Raw genomic sequence first — 832 nt, forward strand, 5'->3', positions numbered from 1 at the left:
CGCGCCGGATGGTGTTGAGCTTGGTGATGAGGGGGGTGATGGTGCGGCCCTGGCGTTCGGCGGTCTCCCAGTCGCGGTGTTTGAGCTGGTACTTCTCGCTGTCGAGGTATTCCTCGCCGCCCTCGCGCAGGGGGGTGTTCTCGCACAGTTCGTAGCCGCTGTAGATGCCCCAGGTGGGGGAGAGGGTGGCGGCCAGGACGGCGCGGACCTCGAAGGCGGCACGTCCGCCGTGCTGGAGGTAGGCGTGCAGGATGTCGGGGGTGTTGGCGAAGAAGTTGGGCCGCATGTAGGAGGCGGCCTCCCCCGACAGTTCGGTCAGGTACTCGGTCAGTTCCTGCTTGGTGGTGCGCCAGGTGAAGTAGGTGTAGGACTGCTGGAAGCCGATCTGGGCCAGGGTGTGCATCATCGCCGGGCGGGTGAACGCCTCCGCCAGGAAGATCACGTCCGGGTCGGCGCGGTTGATCTCGCCGATCACCCGTTCCCAGAACACCACCGGTTTGGTGTGCGGGTTGTCCACCCGGAAGATCCGCACCCCCGCCCGCATCCAGTGCCGCAGCACCCGGACGGTCTCGGCGACCAGGCCGTCCAGGTCGGCGTCGAAGGCGATGGGGTAGATGTCCTGGTACTTCTTCGGCGGGTTCTCCGCGTACGCGATCGAGCCGTCGGGGCGGTGGTGGAACCACTCCGGGTGCTTGTGCACCCAGGGGTGGTCCGGCGAGCACTGCAGCGCGAAGTCCAGCGCCACCTCCAGCCCCAGCTCACCGGCCCGGGCGACGAAGCGGGTGAAGTCCTCCAGGGTGCCCAGTTGCGGGTGGACGGCGTCGTGGCCGCC

Annotated in this window: 1 pseudogene; it reads right to left on the reverse strand. The window is 68.1% G+C overall.

Annotated elements, in window-relative coordinates:
• A pseudogene (locus tag B7767_RS48460) lies at window positions 1-832 on the reverse strand (alpha-1,4-glucan--maltose-1-phosphate maltosyltransferase); the annotation flags it as partial.

It is taken from the genome of Streptomyces sp. 13-12-16 (assembly GCF_002114215.1).
In the GTDB taxonomy this organism is placed as follows: domain Bacteria; phylum Actinomycetota; class Actinomycetes; order Streptomycetales; family Streptomycetaceae; genus Streptomyces.